The 20,707-nt window shown below is 28.2% G+C and carries 18 protein-coding genes; 11 read left to right on the forward strand and 7 right to left on the reverse strand.

Going from position 1 to position 20,707, the window contains the following annotated elements; all coding sequences use genetic code 11:
* The first annotated feature begins 85 nt into the window (after positions 1-85).
* Together ACSIGC_RS05275 and ACSIGC_RS05280 are read left to right on the forward strand one after the other, a co-directional pair.
* Positions 86-694: a hypothetical protein gene (locus ACSIGC_RS05275; protein WP_442267112.1), complete on the forward strand. Its 609-nt coding sequence runs from the start codon at positions 86-88 to the stop codon at positions 692-694.
* A gap of 115 nt (positions 695-809) precedes the next feature.
* A complete protein-coding gene (locus ACSIGC_RS05280; protein WP_442267113.1) occupies positions 810-1,385 on the forward strand; it encodes a hypothetical protein in 576 nt (191 codons plus the stop codon).
* A gap of 30 nt (positions 1,386-1,415) precedes the next feature.
* On the opposite strand, the gene ACSIGC_RS05285 is transcribed toward ACSIGC_RS05280, so the two are convergent.
* Positions 1,416-2,228 (reverse strand): hypothetical protein, encoded by an 813-nt coding sequence (locus ACSIGC_RS05285; RefSeq protein ID WP_442267114.1) that lies wholly within the window; start codon positions 2,226-2,228, stop codon positions 1,416-1,418.
* A 120-nt stretch (positions 2,229-2,348) separates the two neighbouring features.
* Between ACSIGC_RS05285 and gcvP the strand changes: the two genes are divergently transcribed.
* Positions 2,349-5,204, forward strand: a complete 2,856-nt coding sequence (gcvP, locus tag ACSIGC_RS05290) for an aminomethyl-transferring glycine dehydrogenase (RefSeq protein WP_442267115.1) — start codon at positions 2,349-2,351, stop codon at positions 5,202-5,204.
* Positions 5,205-5,241: 37 nt separating this feature from the next.
* Here gcvP and ACSIGC_RS05295 read toward each other — a convergent pair whose 3' ends face one another.
* Positions 5,242-5,916: a pirin family protein gene (locus ACSIGC_RS05295; RefSeq protein ID WP_442267116.1), complete on the reverse strand. Its 675-nt coding sequence runs from the start codon at positions 5,914-5,916 to the stop codon at positions 5,242-5,244.
* Positions 5,917-6,541: 625 nt separating this feature from the next.
* Between ACSIGC_RS05295 and ACSIGC_RS05300 the strand changes: the two genes are divergently transcribed.
* Positions 6,542-7,339, forward strand: a complete 798-nt coding sequence (locus tag ACSIGC_RS05300) for an EcsC family protein (protein ID WP_442267117.1) — start codon at positions 6,542-6,544, stop codon at positions 7,337-7,339.
* An 826-nt stretch (positions 7,340-8,165) separates the two neighbouring features.
* Here the strand turns inward: ACSIGC_RS05300 and ACSIGC_RS05305 are convergent.
* From ACSIGC_RS05305 to ACSIGC_RS05315, 3 genes are all read right to left on the reverse strand, one after another.
* On the reverse strand, positions 8,166-9,260 hold the full coding sequence (locus tag ACSIGC_RS05305; RefSeq protein WP_442267118.1) for a methyltransferase: 1,095 nt from the start codon (positions 9,258-9,260) through the stop codon (positions 8,166-8,168).
* Between the two features lie 17 nt (positions 9,261-9,277).
* The gene (locus ACSIGC_RS05310) at positions 9,278-10,795 is read right to left on the reverse strand and encodes an FMN-binding glutamate synthase family protein (RefSeq protein ID WP_442267119.1); all 1,518 of its coding nucleotides are present in this window, start codon (positions 10,793-10,795) and stop codon (positions 9,278-9,280) included.
* 101 nt (positions 10,796-10,896) lie between these two features.
* Positions 10,897-11,148 (reverse strand): type B 50S ribosomal protein L31, encoded by a 252-nt coding sequence (locus tag ACSIGC_RS05315; RefSeq protein ID WP_442267120.1) that lies wholly within the window; start codon positions 11,146-11,148, stop codon positions 10,897-10,899.
* Positions 11,149-11,336: 188 nt separating this feature from the next.
* Here ACSIGC_RS05315 and ACSIGC_RS05320 point away from each other — a divergent pair, with 188 nt between their 5' ends.
* Together ACSIGC_RS05320 and ACSIGC_RS05325 are read left to right on the forward strand one after the other, a co-directional pair.
* The gene (locus ACSIGC_RS05320; protein WP_442267121.1) at positions 11,337-12,392 is read left to right on the forward strand and encodes a glutaminyl-peptide cyclotransferase; all 1,056 of its coding nucleotides are present in this window, start codon (positions 11,337-11,339) and stop codon (positions 12,390-12,392) included.
* Positions 12,393-12,396: 4 nt separating this feature from the next.
* Positions 12,397-13,911: a hypothetical protein gene (locus ACSIGC_RS05325; RefSeq protein ID WP_442267122.1), complete on the forward strand. Its 1,515-nt coding sequence runs from the start codon at positions 12,397-12,399 to the stop codon at positions 13,909-13,911.
* A 273-nt stretch (positions 13,912-14,184) separates the two neighbouring features.
* Here ACSIGC_RS05325 and ACSIGC_RS05330 read toward each other — a convergent pair whose 3' ends face one another.
* Positions 14,185-15,180 (reverse strand): hypothetical protein, encoded by a 996-nt coding sequence (locus ACSIGC_RS05330; protein WP_442267123.1) that lies wholly within the window; start codon positions 15,178-15,180, stop codon positions 14,185-14,187.
* A 138-nt stretch (positions 15,181-15,318) separates the two neighbouring features.
* Positions 15,319-16,599: an amidohydrolase family protein gene (locus tag ACSIGC_RS05335; RefSeq protein WP_442267124.1), complete on the reverse strand. Its 1,281-nt coding sequence runs from the start codon at positions 16,597-16,599 to the stop codon at positions 15,319-15,321.
* A 106-nt stretch (positions 16,600-16,705) separates the two neighbouring features.
* On the opposite strand from ACSIGC_RS05335, the gene ACSIGC_RS05340 reads away from it, so the two are divergent.
* The 5 genes from ACSIGC_RS05340 (at position 16,706) to ACSIGC_RS05360 (ending at position 20,490) form a co-directional block, all read left to right on the forward strand.
* Positions 16,706-17,677, forward strand: a complete 972-nt coding sequence (locus ACSIGC_RS05340; RefSeq protein ID WP_442267125.1) for a YjgN family protein — start codon at positions 16,706-16,708, stop codon at positions 17,675-17,677.
* 1 nt (position 17,678) lies between these two features.
* The gene (locus ACSIGC_RS05345) at positions 17,679-18,755 is read left to right on the forward strand and encodes a M48 family metallopeptidase (protein ID WP_442267126.1); all 1,077 of its coding nucleotides are present in this window, start codon (positions 17,679-17,681) and stop codon (positions 18,753-18,755) included.
* A gap of 22 nt (positions 18,756-18,777) precedes the next feature.
* Positions 18,778-19,461, forward strand: coding sequence for an SDR family NAD(P)-dependent oxidoreductase (locus ACSIGC_RS05350; RefSeq protein ID WP_442267127.1), 684 nt, complete (start codon positions 18,778-18,780; stop codon positions 19,459-19,461).
* A gap of 85 nt (positions 19,462-19,546) precedes the next feature.
* Entirely contained in the window at positions 19,547-19,828 is a 282-nt protein-coding gene (locus ACSIGC_RS05355; RefSeq protein WP_442267128.1) for a hypothetical protein, read from the forward strand.
* Positions 19,828-20,490 (forward strand): ATP-binding cassette domain-containing protein, encoded by a 663-nt coding sequence (locus ACSIGC_RS05360; protein ID WP_442267129.1) that lies wholly within the window; start codon positions 19,828-19,830, stop codon positions 20,488-20,490. Before ACSIGC_RS05355 ends, ACSIGC_RS05360 begins: the two co-directional genes overlap by 1 nt.
* Positions 20,491-20,707 lie beyond the last annotated feature (217 nt).

Below are 20,707 nucleotides of genomic sequence, written 5' to 3' on the forward strand. Positions count from 1 at the left end.
CTTTTTATAAAGACACTATTCTACTTATAACTTTTTTATAAATGAATATGAATTTAAAATTCAAATAATTCCAAAAACAACAATTATGAGAAACTTATTATGCATTTTTATCTTGTCTTTATCTTTATTATACTCTTGTAATAAAAATGATGAAAGTATTAACAACATTGAAAACCAAGAATTAACTTATGGATATGATTTTTTAATGAACTTATTAAATCAAAATAATTTATCAAATAAGACTCCTATACTTGTAAAATCTCCTTTCACTTTGTGGTCTGCTGATTTAATTGCTGGACAGAACGAAATAATTGGTTCTGTAACTTTAAGTTTTGATAGAACCAATATGTATGTAACCTACACAGCAAATGATAATTGGACTATAAAAGCTACGCATTTATATTTAGGTGATTGTGATTTAATACCTACAACTCGTAAAGGAAATCCTAAAATAGGTAAATTCCCTTATAAAATGAATCATAATAATATTAACGAATTTACTTATACTATTCCAAATTCATCTTTAAGAGGTATTAATTGTTTATGTATTGCCACTCATGCTGAAGTAAGTAATGGATCTTCTAATGAAACTGCCTGGGGTAAAGGTGTTCGATTTGATGGTAAAAGCTGGGCTATGTACTCACCCCTTTGTAATAACGGAGGTGGAGAAGGTGGAGGACCTACCACTAATTAGAAAACTAAATAGTTTAATAAACACATTAAATTCTAAGAGTCATTAATGATTATAATAATGACTCTTATTTTATTATAAAAAATTATATTTATAAATATTATTAAATCAATACAATATGAGAAAAGTTAAAAATTTATGCTTTGTAATTTGTCTAACTTTACTTTTTTCTAACTACACTACTACTAATAATACCTATAATAAAAATATTTTCTCAAATTCAAATCCTTTGATTAAGAAAGAGAAAGTTTTTTTTAGTTCTAAACTCATAGGAGAAAATACTGAAGTTGGTACTTTAACAATAAGCTACAAAAACAAAACCAACCTCTACGTTACTTTTACAATTAAAAAAGGATGGAATTTAAACAAGACTAAACTATTTGTTGGTGATTATAACGACATTCCTTTAAAAAACAATGGTTGTCCTAATTTAAAAGAAGTAGAAAATCAAAAAAAACATGAAGCTGGTGTTCAAAAGCATTCATATAGTATATCTGTTCATAAATTTAAAAAAACAGATTGTACGACTATTATTTCAAAAGCTGTAGTAACCCAAGGAAATAAAACAATAAACGCATGGAGTCAAGGTGAAAGCTTTTCATGTGATAGTACAATTACATACTCTCAGTTTTGTCCATCAAAAATTAAGAAGAAAAACTTCAAATCAAGTAAAAAAGAAATATTAACAAATTAATAAAAAAAGGCTTTTTACAAAAGCCTTTTTTTATTTTACAGTTTCAATAGTAAACCACCATAAAATCGGTATTGCTTCTACCCAAAAAGAAGCGTAATATTTAGATTGTTTTACTTTTGACTTTTGTAAAAAAAGTAATAAAACAAAAAATACAATTGTATATATAAGTTTAAAGTTAAAATTTGGTGTTATAAAAAACTCTATTAGAATAGTTATTAATAATAAAATAACTCCGAATTTTTTTGCTCTTTCTACTCCTATCACTTGAGGTATAGTTTGTAAATATTTTCTATCATAATTCATATCCCTAATATCAAAAGGTAAAGTAAGTACAACTACAAATAGTAAACGTTGTATAATGTAATAGACTTCAATAATTCCTATTTCACTTTGATTTAATAATGGGATAAAAGATGTTACTCCAGCCCAAACTATGGCTATAATAAAAATCTTTATTGTACTTATATTCCTTAAGCTCGTTGTTAAACCTTTAAAAATAGGAATTGTATAAAAAAGTGTAAGCAAAACAAAAGGACAAAAATATAGAAGTACTTTAGAGTCTAATAGTGTTAGATAATAAGACATTAATACAAAAGACAAAAAAGAAAAAATTTGAATTAACCTTAAGTTTTTGGTTAAACTCATATGATGTAACTTAGCAATACTTGCATATTTAACAAAATTATATCCAGTAATAGTACCGTAAAAAATAAAATAACTTAACTCTTCATTATAAGATAAATTAAAATAATACTCTGTAACCCTTACTAATGCATAAACCGAAAATGCAACATGTAAACTCGAGTTAATATAAAATTCAAAAATTGCCTTCAAATATTTCACGGTATAAAAGTAATTATTTGTTTAGAACTATTATGGATAGTTAAAAACTTGTTAGCTAAGATTTAAAAGATTTTCAATATTTAGTTATTTTTGCTCATCAAAATAAACAACGCGACAACAATGAATACAAATTTATTTCAATTAAGACATATTGGGCCTAGAGATAATGAAAAGGATATTATGTTGAAAACAATTGGTGTAGATAGTATTGACCAATTAATTTACGAAACTATACCAGACGATATTCGTTTACAAAATGAATTAGATTTGCCTGAAGCATTAAGTGAGTATGAATACTTACAACATATTAATGAATTGGGGGCTAAAAATAAAATATTCAAAAGTTATATTGGTCTAGGATATCATGAAGCAATTACTCCTAGTGTAATTCAAAGAAATATTTTAGAAAATCCCGGATGGTATACTGCTTATACTCCTTACCAAGCAGAAATTGCTCAAGGTAGATTAGAAGCCTTGTTAAACTACCAAACTATGGTTTGTGATTTAACAGGAATGGAGTTAGCTAATGCCTCTTTATTAGATGAAGGAACAGCTGCAGCGGAAGCAATGGCTTTATTATTTGATGTTAGAGAAAGAGCTAAAAAGAAAGCTGGAGCTAACAAATTCTTTGTTTCTGAGGAAATTTTACCGCAAACGTTATCGGTATTAAAAACTCGTGCTATTCCTATTGGAATAGAGTTAGTAATAGGTAATCATGAAAAATTTGATTTTGCTGATGATTACTTTGGTGCTATTCTTCAGTACCCTGGAAAAAACGGTAATGTTATAGATTATTCTGAATTTGTATCAAAAGCAAACGACAACAATATAAAAGTTGCTGTAGCTGCTGATATTTTATCTCTTGCTGTTTTGAAAGCTCCAGGTGAATTTGGTGTTGATGTTGTAGTAGGAACTACACAAAGATTCGGAATTCCATTAGGTTACGGTGGGCCACATGCAGGGTATTTTGCAACTAAAGAAGCGTACAAACGAAGTATTCCAGGTCGTATTATTGGAGTTACTAAAGATAAAGATGGCGGACCTGCCTTAAGAATGGCTCTACAAACCAGAGAGCAACACATAAAACGTGAAAGAGCTACCTCTAATATTTGTACAGCTCAAGTTCTATTAGCTGTTATGGCTGGAATGTATGCTGTTTATCATGGTAAAGAAGGAATTCAATTTATTGCCAACAGAGTTCATAGTGCTTCACAAACATTAGCAGTAGCATTAAATCGTTTAGGGTTTAAACAAAAGAACACTGCATATTTCGACACTATTTTAGTTGAAGTTGAAGCTGAAAAATTAAGATCTACGGCAGAAGCTAACCAGATTAACTTTAATTATGTTGATAAAAATCATGTTGCTATTTCTTTAAATGAAACTGTAGGTTTAAAAGAAATTAATGCTATAGTTGATTGTTTTGAGCAAGCTTTTAATATTCAAGATATTACAATAACTGAATTTGTTTCAGAGGATATAATTCCAGAAAATATAAAAAGAAACACATCTTTCTTAGATCACGAAGTATTCAACACATATCATTCAGAAACTGATATGATGCGTTACATCAAGAAATTAGAAAGAAAAGATTTAGCTTTAAATCACTCAATGATTTCTTTAGGTTCATGTACAATGAAACTTAATGCAGCTTCTGAAATGTTACCTTTAAGTAACCCACAATGGGGAAATATTCACCCTTTTGTTCCTTTAAATCAAGCTGAAGGTTATCAAACTGTATTAAAAAATTTAGAACAACAATTAAATGTTGTTACTGGTTTTGCTGGAACTTCATTACAACCAAATTCTGGAGCACAAGGTGAATTTGCTGGACTAATGGTTATTAGAGCTTATCATGAAGCTAACGGAGATACACACAGAAACATCTGTTTAATACCATCTTCTGCACACGGTACAAATCCTGCTTCCGCTGTTATGGCAGGAATGAAAGTCGTTGTAACAAAAACAGATGAAAAAGGAAATATAGATGTAGAAGATTTAAGAGCTAAAGCTGAGTTACATAAAGACAACTTAGCGGCTTTAATGGTTACTTACCCTTCTACTCATGGAGTATTTGAAAAAGCAATTAAAGAAATTACTTCTATCATTCACGATAATGGTGGACAAGTATATATGGATGGTGCAAATATGAATGCACAGGTAGGATTAACAAACCCTGCAACTATTGGTGCTGATGTTTGTCACTTAAACTTACATAAAACATTTGCTATTCCACATGGTGGTGGTGGACCTGGAGTTGGACCAATTTGTGTTGCTCCACAATTAGTCCCTTTCTTACCTACTAACCCTGTAGTTACAACTGGAGGTGAAAATCCTATTACAGCGATTTCTGCTGCTCCATGGGGTTCTGCACTTGCTTGTTTAATTTCTTATGGATACATTACAATGTTAGGAGCAGATGGTTTAACTAACTCAACAAAAATAGCTATCCTAAACGCAAACTATATGAAAGAGCGTTTACAAGAACATTTCCAAACTTTGTATACTGGAGAAATGGGACGTGCTGCTCACGAAATGATTTTAGATTGTAGAGAGTTTAAACAAAACGGAATCGAAGTAGTTGATATCGCTAAACGTTTAATGGATTATGGATTCCATGCTCCTACTGTATCTTTCCCAGTAGCAGGTACTATTATGGTAGAGCCAACTGAAAGTGAAAGTTTAAGTGAGTTAGATCGTTTTTGTGATGCTTTAATTTCTATCAGAAAAGAAATTGATACTGTTACTAAAGAAGATCAAAACAATGTATTGAAGAATGCTCCCCATACTTTAGCAATGTTAACTAATGATAGTTGGGATTTTCCTTATTCTAGACAAGAAGCTGCTTATCCTTTAGAATATATCATGGATAATAAGTTCTGGCCATCAGTTAGAAGAGTTGATGATGCTTATGGAGACAGAAATTTAATTTGCTCTTGTAATCCTATAGAAGATTACATGGAAGCTGAAGCATAAAAAAAATGCCTTGCTATAACAAATAGCAAGGCTTTTTTTATTCTTTTATATAAACACTAATTAATATACTTTCTTTATTACAATGAATAATATCCTTATCGATATTCAACATTACTCCTTCAGAAATATATTCTTCACCTATTCTTATACTACCTTTAGCAACATATACTAAACTTTCTTTTTTTGATATATACAAATCGTCTTGTGATAAATAAATTACATCTATCTGTGTAGAATTTTTATCTCTTAGTCCGTATACATTTGTTATTAAACCTTTTTCTGCTCTATGAACTCTAAAACTTGATTTCTGTTCTATTTGTTCTGGTAGTAACCAAAGTTGTAACATTCTTGTTGTAGTAGTTCCTTTATTTATTTCATTATGTAAAAAACCTTCCTTACCGGATTTTTGCACTTGAAAATCTAATGCTTTTAAACTAATTCCATGCTTAAGAGAACCTTCATGATCTAACTTCCCTTCTACTACAAAAGTTAATACATCTATATACTGATGTGGGTGTAATCCAGTCTCAACTCCTTCTCCAAACCAACTATCAGCAAAATACACTAGGTTTCCAATACCCTCCCAAGTTCCTTTCTTTACTCCAGATTTAGGCCCAAATTTGGAATTAACAACCAATCTCTTCTGCACGATACCATGAAAACCTCCCGTTTCAATAGTATTCCTATCTAATAACTGTAATATATTTCCCATAAGTAAAACTAATCTTGTTTATATAGTCTAAACTATAAGCGATAAATTACATTCATACATGTTAAAATAAAAATAAGAAACCGCAACTCAGAAGCATAAGTTTATTGAGTTGCGGCAAAAATTGAATTAAAAAGTTATAACGCTTTGATTTACCCCAAAATGATTAGCGTTACAAGAAGTTTTCAATTTTTTAGCTAAGTAATTTAAAGATTCAAACAAACCCTTAACATTTAAATCTTAATAGCTTTATAATCGTTTATTGTAAATAAACACAAACTGTATAATAATAAAATGAAAGCTAATAGCAATTACATTCATAGCTAAAGTAAATATATGCATTAGAATTAAAACAACTTGTTAATACAATATTAAAATTTGTAAAAAAAGAAAATGATTCCTTAAAACCATTTTCTTTTCTCAAGTGTTAATAATCCTGTAATAATCCCCAACTAATATACTAAGAGAAAAACCTCTATCAACTTGTATACAGACGAATGAATATTAAAACACAGATGAAATTAACATATGTTAAGTCGAATGGTTTGTTATTTATAGTGTGTATCTAAAAAAATAATAAATAAAATATCAAGAATAGTTTAGTATATTTAAATTATAAATTGCTTCAATGAATAAATTAAGAAACACAATCACTAACGAAGATTTTCAAGAATTAAAAAATGCTAAACAGTTACTAGAAAATTCAGGAATAGCCATTAAATTAAGTAATATCATTGGTAACCCTATACAAAAAGGCATAGAAGCACTTCCTAAAAATTGGAATGAAAAACTAAATGATATTACTAAATCATCATTATTAAAAGCTGCTGATGCTGCTATTTTTACTATGAAAGAAGAAAAGTTTGAAAAGTCTAGTAATCTAATTCATAAAATAGCAGTTGGCGCCACTGGCACTATAGGTGGTATATTCGGCTTAACTGGTTTAGCGTTTGAACTACCTTTAACTACTACTATTATATTAAGATCTATTGCAGATATAGCTCGATCTCATGGTGAACCTATAAAAGAAATTGACACAAAACTTGCTTGTTTAGAAGTATTCGCTTTAGGTGGAAACAGTATTGAAGATGATAATTTAGAATCTAGTTACTATGCTACAAGAGCGTTTCTTTCAAATTCTATAGTACAAACGAATAAATTTGTTACAGAACATGGTGTTTTTCACGAGGGAACAACTTTATTCTTAAATGTAATTGGTAAAATAGCCGAACGGTTTGGAATTCAAGTAACTGAAAAAACAATTGCCCAATCTGTTCCTATAATAGGAGCAGCTGGAGGAGCACTAATAAACACACTCTTTATTAATCATTTTCAAGAAATGGCTAAGGGGCATTTTACTGTAAGAAAACTTGAACGTAAATACGGAAAAAAATATATAAAAGAACTTTACGAAGTTTCATTTTAGTTTTGTTAAATTTTTAATTCTTAATATAAATTAAGAAAAATATACAAGTCATTATTGTTTTTTATAATGGCAATAACTTTAAATTAACAGTTCTTTAATAGAAATACATTTGATACGAGAATAGTTTTGTTTCTATAAAAACCAATTAAATTTATTTATGATAAAACTATTATTCTTTGAATCCCTCTTTTGCATTTTTGCTATGAATGCATATAATAATGAGGGGAAATTTGTTATTAAAAAGATTTGAAAATTTCATCTTCTGCAAATCAAAAAACCCAATAAATGTATTTATTGGGTTTCTTTTTAATTCAAATAATTTTCTTCTTTTCAAGCTACACTAATAATTCTTTATAATGGCATTAAATTATTTTTTAGAGTTACAGATATGTTTGTAATTCACTATACTGTAGTTTCTACTCTCTTATATTCATTTTTATCTATGATGACAATTTTTACTTCGTGTTATTCAATACTTATAATTAGTAATAATATAATCAATTAAAAGCTTCTGTTAACTTAATCTTTTTTCCTTAAAACTTTCGTTTTTAGATAACTTAAAATACTTTATTTATCTCTTTTTATATTTTGCGTGTAATTCCTAACTTTATGTAGAAAGAAAATAAATTTAATTGATATGTATAATATTTTACTCGTTTTTGCAATATAAGATTAATATTTTATTTTTTCGCAACATAATAGTCTCAAAAAAACTCTATGCCTAACAAAATAAATTGTTTTTTTTCAATAAAAATTACATTTTACTATTAATACACCTAAATTTAATTTTTAATTATTTTCAGTAATAAAATAAGAAGGAAGTTTTTTAAAAACATAATATTATTTCAAATCTATTATTGCTATTAACAATAGTAACCTCAGTAAAAAGCTTTTTTAAATGTACTTTATAATTCAAATGTTTATTAGCCACCAAAACAAAATGACCATTGTCTTTTAAACAGTCTTTAACTTGAGAAAACAACTCTAAACTAACTTCTATATTATTCTCATATTCAAAATGAAAAGGAGGATTACTCACAGCCAAATCAAAGTTGTTTTTCTTTAATGTAAGTAAATTATTATCACAAATAAATGTTGACTTATTTTCAGGTAGATTTAATTTCGATGATGCTATGGCTAAATTAAAATCATCGACAAGTGTAGGCTCACAATTCTCATTTAACTTTAATAATTCACGGGCTATTATTCCATTACCTGAAGCTACATCTAAAACCTTAACTTCATCTTTTGTAATTTTTATATTCTCTAGCAAAAACTGTGTTCCTATATCAACACTTTTAGACGAAAAAACACCATAATATTGATGCAATACATCTTCTTTCCAAGAAATTTTATTGATAAACTTTTTTTCATTTATCAATTCTTTTTTAGGATTTTTTAAAATTAATAATCTAGCTTTTTTCCATGCTTTAGTTTGCTGAATGTCGCTAAAATAATTTTCAGCAATTTTAAGATAAGAAGTACTAAAATACTTAGTCATAAAACAACATACAACCTCTGTGTTTTCTTCAGATGCTTTATGAATCTTAGCTAAGAAAAGTTCAAACAGTTCCAGAGATTTAGGTATTTTTACCAAAGCACAATCTATAGTTCCATATTCATCTAATGGATGAATAAATGATGAGTCAACTATATCAATTTTATTTAACTTTAAATTCTTTTGAACAGCTTTTTTCTGACTAGCATAAGTCCAAACCGTTTTTACAGGTTTATCTTTCAATACACAATTCCAAACCCCGAAACGATCATTAAAAATATGATAATGACTAAATTTTTTATCCTCTAAATAATTTAAGGCTAAGATTTCTGCATTACTCCAAGCTTTTAAAGAATTATCTTTTGTTTCTGGATATCTTTCTAAATGATATACTGTATTTTTAAATTCTAAAGTTGTTTCCAAAAATATGTTTGTAATGACTAGTTTTCTGAAAAATAAATTTGTTCTAAAGAGCTTAAATCACCTGCTTTATTTCTTCTAAAAACATCTTTAGCCGAGATATCATTAATAGAAGATTTTCCCATAGCAGAAACTAACTCCTTTAATGCTAAAATGGTTTTAGCATGATAATTTCTGACTCTAACGTTTTTATCTTCTACTACTAAAGCTTCTACTAAATCTTCATCTTGAGTTGCTACACCAACAGGACAAGTATCTAAGTTACATTCACGAGCTTGAATACAACCTAAACTCAACATAAAACTTCTAGCCATTCCAATAGCATCGGCTCCTAAAGCTTTAAACTTTACAATATCGAAAGCATCAATAGCTTTTCCGCTAGCTATAATTTTAATTTGATCTTTCAGCTTATATTTAATCAGCATTTTGTTTACAAAAGCAAGTCCTTCTAACAGAGGTGTTCCAACATAATTAGAAAACTCTAATGGTGCAGAACCAGTACCTCCTTCTCCTCCATCAACAGCAATAAAATCTGGATAATTATTTGCATCAGCAAAGGCTTTTATCATTTGTTCTATTTCTTCATTGTTACCAACACAAAATTTAATTCCAATAGGTTTTCCATTGCTCAACTCACGTACTTTTTGTAAAAAAGCAATCATTTCATTAAAATTAGAAAATGAAGAATGTGAAGGTGGAGAATCTACTCTAGTAAAAGGTTTTACTGAACGTATTTTTGCAATTTCCTCTGTATTCTTTTTGGCTGGTAAAATTCCACCGTGACCAGGTTTTGCACCTTGAGATAATTTAATCTCAATCATTTTAACTTCTGGTCTTATTGCATTTTCTTTAAATATTTCATCATCAAAGTAGCGTTTACCATCTATTGTTTTTCCTGCTCCAAAATAACCTGTACCAACTTGAAAAATTAGATCTCCTCCTTGTAAATGATAAGGAGAAACTCCACCTTCTCCTGTATTATGTGCAAACGATCCCATTTTAGCTCCCTGATTTAAAGCTTTAATTGCATTCTTACTTAAAGAACCAAATGACATTGCAGAAATATTTATAATAGAGCTTTCATATTTTTGAGAACATTTATCTGAACCAAAAACAATATTTTCTCCTTTTACTTTGTGATGATCTGTAGGAAACAAAGAATGTTTTACAAATTCATATCCTTTTTCATAAACATTATGTTGAGTTCCGAACGGTACTGTTTCAACCTCCTTTTTTGCTCTTTGATAAACAATACTTCTTTTCTCTCTATTAATTGGTGTACCATTTAAATCATCCTCTATGAAATATTGTTGAATTTTTTCTCTTTCTTCTTCAAAAAACCAACGCAATCTCGCTATAATTGGAAATGCTCTCATTAATGAGTGATTTTTCTGAATAAAAGCATCGTAAAAAGCTAATAAAGTAAAGGCTGAAGCAATAGTTAATAAAATGTAATTACCTAAATCTGGAATAAAGTAAACCAATACTCCACATAAAAGATTAATTAAGATTACTACCGCTAAAATGGTGTCTCTCATTTTCTTGAATTTTTGTTAGTTTACAGGCTAAGATACAAGATTTATACAATAAAAAAGCACTAACAATGTTAGTGCTTTTTATATTTCTATATTTGAAAAGTTTATTTCTTAAACTTTGCGTATTTGTTCTTGAACTTGTCGATACGTCCTGCAGTATCTACTAATTTAGACTTACCTGTGTAGAATGGGTGAGATGTTCTAGAAATTTCTAATTTAACTAATGGATACTCTACTCCTTCTACTTCAAGAGTTTCTTTTGTGTTAGCAGTAGACCTTGTTATAAATACATCTCCGTTCGACATATCTTTGAAAGCCACCATTCTATAATTTTCTGGGTGTATACCTTTTTTCATCTTTAAAACTTTTAATTTAGTGTGAATTTGTTTAAAATTGGTAAGGTTTTAAACGCCTTCAAGTAAAATCAAAAACCTGCAATGGCTATTTGAGGGTGCAAATTTAACCCTTTTTTTTAAATTCCAAACAAATAAATTGTTTTATTTGTAGTATAATTAAAGAACTAATACATTCAACTCAACCTTATATGAAAATTTCATGTTTTTCTGGTATTTTAATCGCTTTAGCTTTTACCCTAACCTCTTGTAATGAAAACAACTACAAATTTAAATTACAAAATAAGAAAAAGGTAGCTTTAGGAGAAAAAGTTCAGATAGATTTAAATGAATTAAACGGTAAAAAAGCAGATAGTATTCAATTATATTTTGGGAAAAAACAGTTAACCATAAATGAAAATAAAACAACTATTAATATTTCTGATTTCGGAATAGGAAAACATGATATTACTGCACTTGCTTTTATTCCTGGCAAAGTAAAAAAGATTCGTTCTTCAATAGAAGTTTATTCTAATGTAACTCCTAAAATATATAGCTATAAAATTGTAAATACCTATCCGCATGATAAAAATGCATATACACAAGGATTAGAATATTACAATGGTTATTTATATGAAACTACTGGTAGAAGAGGTAAATCTTCATTAAGAAAAGTAGAAATTAAAACAGGGGAAGTTATACAAAAATATGATCTTAGTGACAAATATTTCGGAGAAGGTATGACTATTTTTAATAATGAAATCTTCTGGCTAACTTGGCAGGCAAGAAAAGGTTTTATATTTGATTTAGATACATTTGTCCTAAAAAAAGAATTCCCTTATGGAAATAGTGTTGAAGGATGGGGATTAACACATTCAGATTCTGAATTAATTAAAACTGACGGAACTAATAAAATCTGGTTTCTAGATCCAGCTACCCAAAAGGAAAAAAGAAATATTCAAGTTTATGCCTTAAAAAAGCCTATTGATAAACTTAATGAAATAGAATATGTTGATGGTAAAATTTACTCAAATTACTGGAAGACTGGTAAAGAAATAAAACCTACAATTGCAATAATTGATGCTAATAGTGGAATTGTTGAAGCTTTAATTGATATGAAAAGTTTAAGGCAAACCATTTTAAGAGAGCAAAAATTAGAAACAGATGATGTATTAAATGGTATAGCTTACGATACTAAAAACAACCGCTTATTCGTTACAGGTAAACACTGGAGTAAATTATTTGAAATTGAAATCATAAAAGAATAAAACTATGACCAAGCTAATACAGACTGTTTTAATAATCGCACTTATAACTATTGTTAGTTCTTGCAGAAAAGATTTCAGCACTGTTCCTAGCTTTGGTAATTTAGAATTCTCTAGAGATACAGTTTTTTTAGATACTATTTTCACAAATATAGGATCTGCTACCTATAACTTAAGAGTATATAACAGAAGCGATAAAGCTATCACTGTTCCTGAAATTCGATTAGAAAACGGAACCTCTTCTAATTATCGTTTAAATGTTGATGGAGTTCCTGGGAAAATGTTTCAGGATGTAGAAATATTAGCTAAAGACAGTATTTTTGTTTTTGTAGAAACTACAATCGATTTTAGTGCCATTCCAGATCCACTTTATACAGATAAAATTCTTTTTGATACAGGTACAAATCAACAAGATGTTGATTTAGTTACTTTAGTTCAAGATGCCACTTTTATTTTTCCTGATAGAGATCCTATATCTATGGAAATAGACAACCTTTCCTTAGATGGAGAATTAACATCTATTCAAGGGCGTTTTTTAGAAGATAGCGAACTTACTTTCACCAAAGACAAACCTTATGTTATATACGGTTACGCAGCTGTACCTGCAAACAAAACTTTAACTATTGAAGCTGGAGCAAGAATCCATTTTCATGATAATTCTGGTTTAATCATAGACAAAGATGCAACTTTAAAAGTTAATGGTACATTAGATGAAAAAGTTGTTTTTGAAGGAGATCGTTTAGAAAATTCTTTCAGTAGAGTTTCTGGTCAATGGGGTACAATCTGGATGCGATCTGGAAGTATAAACAATGAAATAAACCATGCACAGATTAAAAATGGTATTGTAGGAATATTAGTAGATAATCAAGGAACAAACTCCTCTCCTACTCTCCGCTTAACAAATACAGAAATTTATAATCAAACTAGTTTTGGCCTTTTAGGTAGACAAGCAAATATCTCTGGAGAAAATGTTGTTATAGGTAATGCAGGACAAGCTTCTTTTGCTGGTACTATTGGTGGAACTTATAACTTTACACATTCTACTTTTGCTAATTACTGGAATAAAAGCTTACGTTCTTTGCCAGCTGTTTTAATAAATAACTTTTTATCTTTTAAAGATGAGAACGGACAAGATGTTATAGAAACAAGAGATTTAAATGCTGCAAATTTCACCAATTGTATAATTACAGGAAATAATAATATAGAATTCGTTATAGATCGTGTACAAAATGGTGATAGTTTTAACTATATGGTTCAAAACTGTTTAATTCATTTTGATGATTTCAACAATAATTTTCAAAATAATAATGAATTAAATTTCAACGATACTTCTCATTATTTAAATGTTATACTAAATGGTAATGAAGATTTTAAAGATAACAGCAAAGAAGAATTTATTATTGGTAGCAACAGTGCTGCTGTGGGTAATGCATTACCCTCTTCAATTAGCATAGATATCTTAGGTGTTGCTAGAAATCCTAATCCTGATATAGGTGCTTATCAGCATATTACTTTTAACTAAAGTACTTTTCTTATTAAACTAAGGAAAGTCTACCATTCATCGAAATACAATCAAATCATTAAAGCTTTGTTCTATCTTTAATGTAAAGTTTGTTTCATTATAATTATTTATAGTAGTTAATTTGGTTTGTTAAAAAGAACTATTTATTACTGAAAAGAAAATGAATAGTTCTTTTTCTTTAAAAAAGAAGATTATAAAAAAATATAGTAGGTTTACAGTTTCGGGGGGAATATGTAAACAAAATAAAAGAAGCCTAAATGGCTTCTTTTATTTTTATATTAAGGCATTAACTCTTTTTATAAAATTATTTTTATCATCAATAATAAAAGCTAAATGATCTGTTTTTTTATCAGTTCCATAAAAGTAATTATAACTGATTTCTTCCTTAAATTCAATAATCATATTTGCTCCTGTTAAACTTCCTAAAAAAGAGATGTGATTTAACTTTTCACTATCATTAATACTTCTTATAGCTTTAATATTTTCTATATCTATTTCTGCTTTGCCTAAAAAACCAAATCTTAAATATATTTTTTGTTTATCATTATCAAAAAAAATTGGTCTACTTCTCATTGATTTTATTAAGGCAATAACCTGTACTAAGGTGTAAATACTTAATCCGCTAATTATCCATGCTAAAACCAAATTCCTTTCAGCTATCAACATGTGTAAAACGAAAGTTTCTATTAAAATAACTAACAGAATTCCTATACAAATACCTGTATAAGTACCTTCTTTATGATATGTAAATTCATTATTCTTTATATCTGTAGATTTCCATTTAAAAAAAGCGTAGTAAAAAACGGTAATCTCTGTCGCTAGAAAAGAAGCTATTTTACTGGGAAAAATTTCTAAACTAGCAGCTTGAATTGTCTCAAAAAAATCATAATTCTTTACATTATTCTTTTTATATCCTTGATATAATTTTCTAGTTTTTATTAATATAGTAGAAAAAATCACTAACTCAAGAATTGGAATTATGTATGATTTCACCAACTTTAATGTCCCTTGATTTTCAGTCGGAATTAAAAAACTAGAAAGTAAAACACCTAACACAAAGACAGAAACCACAGTAAACTTATGAATATCTTTTTTTCTAATTAGTAAAAAATATACTAGAGGAATAGTGAATAAGAAATCTATAATTAAATATGGAGCTAAATTAGAATTTGATTGAAAATTAAGGCTTAATAATGTTAGTGATACTAGAAGTAACAACGGTATTAAGATAAAATTATATCTACTTAAAAATGGAGTCATTTTAATCATAACTAAGTAATTTTTAATTTCAATTTATAAGTCTATTTCAACTAGAAAAAGTTACATAATTTTAGATGAATTTATTCTATAAAAAAAAGACTCTTACAAAAATGTAAAAGTCTTTTTTCAAATTAAATCATTTATCTATTACTTTTTATAAACTTCACCATTTTTCATTACAAAAACTACATTTTCAATTGTTTTCACATTCTTTAATGGATTATCAGTAACAGCTATAATATCTGCAAAAAAACCTTTTTTTACCTGACCTATTTCACTTTCCATTTTTAAAATTTTTGCATTTGTTATTGTAGCAGATTGAATTGCTTCAATTTCAGGCATTCCTGCCTCAACCATATAACCAAACTCCTTTGCATTTTTACCATGCTTAAATACGCCAGCATCGGTTCCAAAAGCTATTCCTACTCCTCTTTTATATGCTTTAGCAAAAGTTCCTTGAATTTGTGGTCCCACGGCTAATGCTTTAGGAACAACAATTGCAGGATAATATCCTTTAACCTTAGCTTTTTCTTCTACTTCTTTTCCAGCTGTTATTGTAGGTACTAAATATGCGTTATATTTTTTCATTAAATCCATAGTTGCTTCACTCATATAAGTTCCATGTTCAATAGTTTTTACACCTCCAATAATAGCTCGTTGCATTCCTTCGTCTCCATGGGCATGAGCTGCAACATGCATTCCATAATCTTTGGCAGTTTTGCAAATAGCTTTAACTTCTTCTATTGTAAACTGTGGATTATCTCCGCTTTTCGCAACACTTAATACACCACCTGTAGCTGTAATTTTTATACAATCTGCTCCATTTTTATAACGTTGTCGTACTGCTTTTTTTGCATCTTCTACACTATTTACCACACCTTCTTTCGGTCCTGGATTCCCCACTAAAATCCTTCTACTTCCATTCGTTGGGTCTGCATGTCCACCAGTAGAAGCTATCGATTTTCCTGCTGTAATTACTCTAGGACCAGGAATTTTCCCTTTATCAATAGCTTTACGAATAGAAATATTAACTCCAGTTCCTCCTAAATCTCTTACCGTTGTAAATCCTTTAAGTAAGGTTGTTTTAGCAAAACCAACAGAATTAAAAGCAATATCAGCTTCATCTAAAATATACCTATCTAAACGAGTAGTAGGTCCAAATTCATTCTCAATATGAACATGCATATCTATTAATCCAGGAAGCACGTATTTATCTTTTAAATCAATTGTTTTATCACTATTTTTTTTGGGGGTTACATAACCTGAAACAACATCAATAATCTTATTTTTTTCAATAATAATAGTTTGTTTCGACTGTATTTTACCAGATTCAGTATCTAAAAGATTTCCACAATAGATATAAGTGTTTTGGGCAAAAGCTACGCTTTGAATGAATATAAAAAGATATAACAATATATATTTTCTCATTAGTAAATAGTTTTTTTGGAGTTAAAGAATCAAATTTAAAGTAAATATTCAAAAGTTGTATACTTTAAAATAATATTGCATTTTTACGTTTATTATACAAGTTTCTATGGATTTTCTTAATCGTTTACAATCAGAAAAAAAGCGTTTTACATATTTTGGAAAAGGTGGTGAATTTGCCATTATTTTCTTTAAAAATCTATTCTTAACTATTATTAGTTTTGGTTTATACTATCCTTGGGCTAAAGTTGAGCGTTTAAAATATCACTATCAATCAACAGAATTAGATAAAGCTAGGTTCGCTTTTCATGGAACAGGAAAAGAAGTTTTTAAAGGTTTTATTAAAGTATATGTTTTCTTACTTCTACTTTATTTTTTCTTGATCTATGGAGTTGTAAGTAATAATCCTACAACATTTGGTATCTCTATTGGGGTATTTTATCTTTTTATTATTTTATTGATTCCTTTTGCAATTCATGGTGCAATGCGATATCGTACTTCTAGAAGTTCTTGGAAAGGTATTTATTTTAAATATTTAGGTGATCGAATGGAATTATTCTGGAAATGTTTAATTGGCATGTTATTAACCATTTTAACTTTAGGAATTTACTCACCTTGGTTTGCTGTAGATATTCGTAAATATATTTTTAGTCATTTACGATTTGGAAATTTATCATTTGACTTCAAAGGTGAAGGAAGTACTTTATTTTGGATAAACCTTAAATTCTTTTTCTTATTCTATTTAACATTAGGTATATACACTTTCTGGTATTACAAAGAATTATTAGCTTTTTACGCAAATAATACAGAGATTACTCAAAACGGCAGAAAAGTTAAGTTCTCTTTAGATATGAAAGCCGGTGATGTTTTTGAACTTGTAATTGTAAACTTTTTACTAATCACATTTACTTTTGGAATCGCTACACCATGGGTTATTGTTAGAACTCATAAATTTATGTTCCGTTTTTTACAAATAGAAGAAGGTTTAGATACCAATAGTATTAAACAAGTGCAATATGATGATTATAATAATGCTGCTGGTGATGATTTCTTAGATTTTTTAGATATTGATTTAATATAAAATGCAATTTTCTGCGACTTACTTTGATGGAATATCTTCTGCTTCTCATGAAGTAAATATTTGCCCTAATCCCCATGAATGGAAAATCAGTATTGCAGATCAAAATAAATTGAATGAATTTTCTAAAATTATTCTTTGGAAAACAAATTCTATCAAAAAATCAGAAGTTTACACAAAAGACATAGTTGCTTTCACCTATGGAAATAATTTTCCTTTTCAAAGAATTGAAAGTTCAGATAAAGAATTCATAAAATATATAAATAACAAAAAAGAATTCAGTAATCAACTTGATGTAAAACTACATAAGTCAATAGGAAAATCGATTGCGCTTTTACTTTCTGGAATCTTAAGTTTATCCTTAATCTTATACTTTTGGATTTTTCCTTTTGTAGCAGTAAACTTTGCTAAAAACTTAGCTAAAGAAAATGTAATAATCTTTGGCGATTATGTATATAACAATTTAGCTAACACATTACATATAAACGAAGAACAATCAGAAAAACTACAAGATTTTGTAAATACTTTACACATAAAATCTGAGTTCCCAATCCAAGTAAAAGTATCAACAAGTAATCAATTAAACGCATTCGCTATTTCTGGAGGCATCATTGTAATTTACTCTGGTTTATTAGAAAAAATAGAAAGTGAACATCAATTAACGGCCTTAATTGGTCATGAAGTTTCGCATATTGAAAAACGTCATATTTTAAAGAACCTAGCTCGTGATATTTCAGGTTCTATATTTTTCTCAATAATTTTTGGAGACGCAAATGGAGTTACTAATATTTTTAAAGATAACGCTCATCGCTTTTCTCAATTGTCGTTTTCAAGAAGTTTAGAAAAAGAAGCTGATCTTTTTGGACTAGAATTAATGAAAAACAACCACCTCAACTTAAACGGAATGCATGAATTATTCGAAATTTTGAAAGAAGAAACTTCTGCATACACACCGAAATACTTAAGTTCGCATCCAATATTAGATGATCGAATTAAATATTCGAAGGAAATAGCTGACAAAGAAAATAACATCGTAAATAACTCTTTGTTAAAAGAAAAGTGGGATATATTAAAGCATTAGTTTAGATTAAAATACAAAATACATGAGTAAACATATTGTTATAACAGGAACTAGTAGAGGAATTGGCTATGAATTAGCATTACAATTTGCTAATAACGGACATAAAGTTTTAGCCTTATCAAGAAATTCAAATTCTTTAGATAAAGTAAATCATGAAAATATAACTACAATTTCTACTGACCTTTCTAAAGAAAATGACATTATAAATGCGGCTAATTTTGTAGAAAAAGAATGGAACTCTGTTGATATTTTAATCAATAATGCCGGTATGCTAATTAATAAACCTTTTAGCGAATTAACTACCGATGATTTCATAAAAGTGTATCAAGTAAATGTTTTTGGGGTTGCATCTCTTACAAAAAATTTACTCCCTTTTATGAAATCTGGAAGTCATGTTGTAACAGTAAGTAGCATGGGAGGAATACAAGGCAGCATGAAATTCCCTGGTTTAGCAGCATATAGTTCTGCAAAAGGAGCTGTTATTACATTATCTGAATTACTAGCAGAAGAATACAAAGAACAACAAATCGCTTTTAATGTTTTAGCTCTTGGAGCTGTACAAACTGAAATGTTAGAAGAAGCCTTTCCTGGTTATCAAGCTCCCTTAAAAGCTATAGAAATGGCTGATTATATTTTTAATTTTGCTTTAACTGGAAATAAATTTTATAACGGAAAAGTACTTCAAGTTTCAAGTTCTACTCCATAACTTGTATTCAAAACATATTTAACATTTAATTACCAGCTTTTTCCAGTTTCAAAACATATTATTGTATTGAATTATTTACAATTCTATGAATTACACAGCTTTCTGGAAATATTATGTTGATGTAAACTTTTTAAACTTTGTATTTTCTTTAGTACTTTTTTTATCAAGTAGTTTATTTTGGGCTATTATCAACTTCTCTACTTTTGGAGTGTTAATTGGATACTGGGGATTTCATCTTTTTAAAGAAAATGAATACTACATGTATTACAATTTAGGATTTACAAAAAGAAAATTACTTTCCAATGTTTTCCTGTTCAATTGGATCTTTATTCTTCCTGTTTTATTAATACTTTTAGTTATTAAATAATGAAGTTAGACGTTTCAAAAATTAATCTCTCTTTTGGTAACAAAAAGATTTTGAATAATATTAGTTTTGAATGTAGTACAGGAGATATTATTGGTGTTTTTGGAAGAAATGGATCTGGTAAATCTTCATTACTAAAAACTATATTTGGCACTATTAAAGCCAACGAGATTTTAATTAAAATAGATTATAAAAGTATCCCAAAAGAAAAGGTTATATCAGATAAACTTATAGCTTACTTACCTCAAAATACATTTTTACCGAAAGAGAAAAAAGTAAGAGATATTATACCTTTATTTTTTTCCAAATCTAAAGATCAAGAAAAAATCTTTTATGATACCAAAATAGCTTCTTTTGAAAAACAAAAAATAGGAACTCTCTCTATAGGTGAATTAAGATATCTAGAAATTTTATTGATTGGAAATTTAAATCACCCCTTTTTACTATTAGATGAACCTTTTTCTATGGTAGAACCAAATTATATAAAGATTATTTCTGACTTACTTTTAAAACTCAAACAAGAAAAAGGGATTATCATTACAGATCACTACTATAACGACGTATTAAAAATTACTAACTTAAACTTCATATTAAAAGATGGAGAAAAATTCCCAATTCAAAGTAAATCTGATTTAATGAAGTACAATTACTTATCTAAAAAATAAAATTTAATTATAACTCATAGGAAAAACACCTTACTCATTTCAGTGAAAAGCATTTGAAAAAAAATCTGCTGTAATACTATTTTTGAGTGTCTATAATTTTTAAATGTAACTGTTTATTTAATTAAACACTACAGCAAAAATTTAAATAAGTTTTTTCATTTTAATAGCCTAAAACTAGTATAAAGTTAATTTTTATCATAGTTTTAGGTTTTTCTTT

Origin of the sequence: Tenacibaculum aquaeponti, assembly GCF_052084715.1 — a bacterium.
Lineage (GTDB): Bacteria > Bacteroidota > Bacteroidia > Flavobacteriales > Flavobacteriaceae > Polaribacter.